Below are 5,460 nucleotides of genomic sequence, written 5' to 3'. Positions count from 1 at the left end.
ATAGCGCAGGACGGTCATCAACAGGCCCATTTCACTGGCAATGATCGACAGGCCGAAGGCGGCAAGGCCGAGATAGATCAGGATGCCGAAGACTGTGCCGATGCCATAGGCGATACCCGACGCGGGACCATGTGAGACCGTCCGCGCAACGATGGTCATGTTGTCAGGGCCTGGAGAGGCGGCAAACAGGAAAAAGGCCAAAGCAAAGGCAAGCAGCGACATCGTGTCCATGGCAGGTTCCGATCACATTGTTGCCTGCAATCATTGGGCGAAACGGTGCTCGCGTCAATTGATGAGGGTGGTCAATTTCATGCCGGCATTGAGAAAGCGGATCGGATCGACCGCTTCCTTGCCGCGGCGGACCTCGTAATGCAGGTGCGGTCCGGTGGAGCGGCCGGTGGAGCCGGACAGGCCGATCAGGTCTCCGGCTTCGACCCTGTCGCCTTCCTTGACCAGGATGCGCGACATGTGTCCGTAGCGGGTTGACAGGCCGTAGCCATGGTCGATCTCGACCATGTTGCCATACCCGCCGGAGAGGCCGGCGGTGACGACTTTGCCAGTGCCTGTTGAATGAACTTCGGTTCCTGTCGGTGCGCGAAAGTCGATGCCGGCATGCATGGCGAGGCCCCCGAAGAACGGATCTGGACGGTTGCCGAACCGGCTGGTAATCTCGCGCCCCGGAGCCGGATTGGCAAATGGCAGGCGCCTTGCCGTGTCGCGTACGGTCTCAAGCCGTGTCAGCGCGGCGTCGAGCGTGTTCAAGGTCGCGTTGAAGTCGCGTTCGGAGCTTGGCGCAATGTAGGGGCCGCCGATTGCATCATTGGCATTCGCACCCGATGCTTCGTCGAGTTCCACGCCGCTGCGTTCCAGGATCGAGGCGATTTCCGCCGCCGTTTCCGTTGCTCCCGATGCCAGCGTGGCGATGCGCTCCAACTGCTCGCTTTCGATGTCCTTGAGCGAAAGCGTCATGTGCGAAAACAGCTTATCGGCCCGGTCGGCGACGTTGTCGACCGTCATCGGCACATAACCCAGTGCGAGATTTGTCTTTCCTGCTTTCGATTGCGGCTTCGTGCCCAGGAGCGCAGCAAACGCATGGGTGCTCGTCGTCGCCATGGATGCTTCGTCCTTGGTGCCGACCGTCGGCCGATCTGCCGGCAGGGGGCCGTCGCTTGGCAGGCTGTCGATGCTGGCCGCCCCTTCGAGCAGCGCGTCGATACGGCCATGGCGGGACGTCAGTGCCATCTGCTGCTCGAGCAGTTTTTCGACTTTTTCCTCGACCACCTGCTGGTCGAGCAGTTGGCGCGACGTGACGCGGTCGACCTGAGCGCGCAGGGAAGCGATCCGGTCCTCGTAGTCGTGCTGCATGCGTGCCTGGCGTGCCATGGTGGCGCCGATCAGGTTGTCGCGCAAAACGAGATAGGTTGTCGCGCCGAGATAGCCGATCGACATGACGCCGAGAAAGCAGAAGGTAAGCGCAGCCATCCACGGACGAATCGTCATGTGGCGGATCTTGTCGCCGCTGGCGAGAATCACGACGTGCTGCTCACGGCGCTTTCCAAAGACCTGGTTGCTTGCCTTGACTGTCACGTCTGTCCCCATCGTGTCTCAGTGCCGTTTTAAGGCGCCGGAAGATGGCGAAGCCTGTTCACATGGCTCCGCTCGTCCATGCGCATTTACGCATGATTAGGGTTAACAAACGTTTAGTTCTGCTGCGCCGCCTCGGTGATCATGATGCGTTTTTCGACGAAAGCGATCGGTAGAACGACGGCGTCAGGCCGGCTTCGGCGCGGGCAACGTCATTGAACGGCGCCTTGAGATTGCCGCGAAAATTGGCTCGGACCAGATCCTGGAATGTCTTGGCCGGATCGCGCTTTTCACGCGCGCAGAGAAAGCGGAACCACTTGGCGCCCACGGCGACATGTCCTTTTTCGTCTTCATAGATCACGCTCAACACATCGGCGCTTTCAATGTCACCGGTTTCGCGCATCTTTTCCTGCAGGGCGGGCGTCACATCGAGACCACGCGCCTCCAGGATCAGCGGGACCACGGCAAGGCGAGCGGTCAGGTCGTTGCGGGTGGAATGGGCAGCCTGCCACAATCCGTCATGGGCCGGCATGTCGCCATAGTCCGCACCGAGGCTGCGCAACCGGTCGCGGACCATGCGGAAATGCTTGGCTTCCTCAAAGGCGACTTTCATCCAGCCGTCGAAAAAGGAATGCGGCACGGGTTGCGAGGCGAAGCGGGCGACGATGTCGAGCGCGAGATCGACGGCATTGAGTTCGATATGCGCCAGCGCATGCAGCGTGGCGATGCGTCCGGGCAGGGTGTGAAGCGAGCGCTTCTCGGTACCTTTCGGCGGGACGAGAACCGGTTTTTCCGGACGCCCGGGACGATCCGGCAGGGCAGGGTCGAGAGGAGAGCGCAGTGACAGACGCCGCTCCTGCCAGCGGATCGCAGCTGTCTGGGCAAGGCTGGTCTTTTCGTCGAGATCGGCGCTCATGATGGCAAGCGTCGCTGCCTCGCGCAGGGAGCGGAACGGCGTCGCAGGCTCTTTCACGGTGAGGTTCATCCGAGGGCTCGAACAGCCTGGAGCACAGCTTCCGCGTGGCCAGCCACTTTTACCTTGGGCCAGATCTGGACGATCTTGCCGGTTGCGTCGATCAGCACGGTCGTGCGCTCGACGCCCATGTAAGTCTTGCCGTACATGCTCTTTTCTTTCCACACACCATATGCTTCGAGCATTCGATGCTCTTCGTCCGCGGCGAGGATCACGGACAGATTGTGCTTGGCGGCAAATTTGTCGTGGCTTTTCACCGAGTCGGGCGATACGCCGACGATGGCTGCGCCGGCTTTCGCGAAGCTTTCTGAAAGCGCCGTGAAATCAATTGCTTCCGTGGTACATGCAGGGGTGCTGTCCTTGGGGTAGAAATAGATGACGAGTGGCTTTCCGGTGAAATCGGCGAGAGAAACGGTGCCGCCGCCATTGCTGGGCAGGGAGAAATCCGGAGCTGCTGTTCCAACTGCCAAATCCGTCATGGGAAAACCTTTCTTTTGCCCGCTTTTTGGATGATTGTGGTCGTCATCGATATATAGTCCGCTGCGGAGTCGTCCAGAGCGACTTGATAGCTGCATCGATAGACGGAGACAATCACCAGGACATGTCGGATATCCGGGGCGACAAGCTACGGTTTCGCACGCGGGACATCGTGCCGCTGCATGCCCTGCCTTCCGCGCAGGTGGAAGATCCCATGATCGTCCACTGCCCGCCGCGTCGCAGCGTTGCGCGCCGTTGTCTTCGGGGTCTCATTGCGTTCATCGGTTTGTGGGTCATCGTGCTCGGCGGTGTATTTGCGGTGGTTGAAAGCGGCGCGCTGGATGCCGCCCTTGCGCAGCGCGCCACGACTGCGCTCTCCAATGCCATGGGGCCGCAATACGACGCGAAGATCGGCCGCACGGTGGTCCGCTTTTCGGGCGGGCTCGATGTCACCGTCGATGCCCATGACGTATCCGTCGTCGAGGCGGCCAGTGGGCAGCAAGTGGCGATGACGCAGTCGTTGAGCTTCATTCTGGAGCCCATGGCGCTGCTGGGTGGCCGGTTTTCGGTTCGCGAAATCGACAGCCAGGGCATTTCCCTCGATGCGCGACTGTTGCCGAAGCGCGAACCCATCGATCTTTCGAAGTTCCGCGTCGACAACATCCCGGCTGTGCTGGAGGGGGCTTTTGGCGAACTGGACCGGATGCAGGGCTTTATCGCTCGGGGTGGGCTTGATCGCATGCGGCTGGGCGGGCTTGAGGTGGCGGCCACAAGTGCCAGTGGTCGGCCGTTGACGCTGTCCATCGACGATCTGGCGCTTGAGCGGGGCAGTGACGACTCACTGTCGATCTTCGGCGCGATCTCGGTGAACGGCCAGCAGACCGAATTGACTGCCCTGACGACGAATGTCGGCGGCGCCGTCCGTTCAATGACGCTTCGGATTGCCGATTTCCGTTTGACGCCGTTCATGTTGCGGCGATCCAAGGCCGGCCTTGCCCGCCAGGGTATCGATGGTTCTGCCGAACTGGTTCTGTCTGCCAAACGCGATATCGATGGGCAGAAGCCGGAAATGTCCCTGGCGGTCAACACGAGGGCCGCCACGTTCTATACCGACGGCCAGCCGCAAGAGATCACCAGGGCCGATCTGAACTTCGCCTATGACTTCGGCAAGGATACGATCGAGATTGCCGATTCCAGAGCCGAGTTCGGGCCGATGATCCTGCCGCTTTCGGGCGGGTTGATCGATTTGGACCGGCTGCCCGAGGGGAAGAATTTCGGCAAGGGCATCGGCATCGATCTGCTGGTCGCGAAGGGACGTGCCGATGTGCCGTCCTCCGGCGAAACGGCGTTCCCCTTCGACATGAAGGCCTATGGTCGCTATCTATTCGATGGCACCCTGCTGCAGTTTGATACGTTCGATGTGTCCACGGCCAATGGCAAGATGGTCAGCACATTGCAGATTCGGTTCGGTGGCACCGGCCCTGAAGTGAAGTTCGACGGCGTGGTCGAGAACATGAAGGCTGTGGTGGTCAAACAGCTCTGGCCCTACTGGATTGCCGACAAGCCTCGCAACTGGGTGCTGAAGAACATTTTCGGTGGCACGGTTTCGCATGGCGAGATTTCCGTTTTCATCCCGCAAAACCGCCTGTCGCTGGAACCCCGTCCTGTGCATCTGGTGGGCGACGAGCTGCGCATCGGCTTCGACGTGGTCGATGCGCGCGTGAACCTGACCGGGGATATTCCGCCGCTGCGCGACGCCAATGCGCGCTTCGACATGATGGGCGAGCGGATCGAGGTGAAGATCAAATCTGCCGCCTCGTATTTTCCGTCTGGGCGTGTCGTGGCGCTGGAAAGTGGCGCGGTGACGATCGCCCATGCCTATGAGAAGCCGCTGATGGCGACCATCTCGGTGGCCGTCAATGGTGCTGCGGATGCGGTCGCCGAGCTTGTGTCGTTCAAGCCGATCCAGGCGTTGCAGCGCATCGGGTTTGTTGCAGAAGACTTTACCGGCGCGATCAAGGGCACGGCTGAGGTTACCCTCGGTCTGATCGCCGATCAGAAACCACCGGCACCCGTCTGGAGCGCCGATCTGCAACTGGACAAGGTCGCGATCGAAAAGCCGTTTGACGGGCGCAGGGTCAGCGATTTTACCGGTACGCTTGCCGTCGATCCCAAACTGGCGCGGATCGAAGGTTCGGCAAAGGTCGACGACGTGCCGATGGACATCCGCATGAGTGAACCCGTAGAGCGGGGCTCTGAGAACGGGCGCGAGCGGGTGGTCACGGCCAAGCTCGACAATGCCATGCGTAACAGGCTTGTGCCCGGTCTCGACGATATCATCGATGGCCCGATTGCGGTGGAACTGACCCGGCTTGGCGACAAGCGTCAGGCGGCGTCCGTCGATCTGCGCAATGCCAATCTCAACA

The 5,460-nt window shown here is 60.9% G+C and carries 5 protein-coding genes; 1 reads left to right on the top strand and 4 read right to left on the bottom strand.

Features of this window, described 5'->3' with window-relative positions; genetic code table 11:
• The 4 genes from PDO_RS09485 to bcp all read right to left on the bottom strand — a co-directional run.
• The coding region (locus PDO_RS09485; RefSeq protein ID WP_007600902.1) for a LysE family transporter at nucleotides 1–231 on the bottom strand (231 nt) is incomplete at its 3' end.
• A 54-nt stretch (nucleotides 232–285) separates the two neighbouring features.
• Nucleotides 286–1,599 (bottom strand): M23 family metallopeptidase, encoded by a 1,314-nt coding sequence (locus tag PDO_RS09480; RefSeq protein WP_007600900.1) that lies wholly within the window; start codon nucleotides 1,597–1,599, stop codon nucleotides 286–288.
• A 127-nt stretch (nucleotides 1,600–1,726) separates the two neighbouring features.
• The gene (locus PDO_RS09475) at nucleotides 1,727–2,569 is read right to left on the bottom strand and encodes a ferritin-like domain-containing protein (protein ID WP_007600898.1); all 843 of its coding nucleotides are present in this window, start codon (nucleotides 2,567–2,569) and stop codon (nucleotides 1,727–1,729) included.
• Nucleotides 2,566–3,036: a thioredoxin-dependent thiol peroxidase gene (gene bcp / locus PDO_RS09470; RefSeq protein ID WP_007600896.1), complete on the bottom strand. Its 471-nt coding sequence runs from the start codon at nucleotides 3,034–3,036 to the stop codon at nucleotides 2,566–2,568. Before bcp ends, PDO_RS09475 begins: the two co-directional genes overlap by 4 nt.
• Before the next feature lie 122 nt (nucleotides 3,037–3,158).
• Between bcp and PDO_RS09465 the strand changes: the two genes are divergently transcribed.
• On the top strand, nucleotides 3,159–5,460 hold a 2,302-nt coding region (locus tag PDO_RS09465), incomplete at its 3' end, for a YhdP family protein (protein WP_007600894.1).

Origin of the sequence: Rhizobium sp. PDO1-076, assembly GCF_000247475.1 — a bacterium.
GTDB lineage: Bacteria > Pseudomonadota > Alphaproteobacteria > Rhizobiales > Rhizobiaceae > Allorhizobium.
This window is presented reverse-complemented; position numbering and strand designations above follow the sequence as displayed.

What these genes read in the sequence shown, in the direction of transcription:
- PDO_RS09480 (WP_007600900.1), bottom strand. Translation starts at nt 1,599, where the DNA reads ATGGGGACAGACGTGACAGTCAAGGCAAGCAACCAGGTCTTTGGAAAG.
- PDO_RS09475 (WP_007600898.1), bottom strand. Translation starts at nt 2,569, where the DNA reads ATGAACCTCACCGTGAAAGAGCCTGCGACGCCGTTCCGCTCCCTGCGC.
- bcp (WP_007600896.1), bottom strand. Translation starts at nt 3,036, where the DNA reads ATGACGGATTTGGCAGTTGGAACAGCAGCTCCGGATTTCTCCCTGCCC.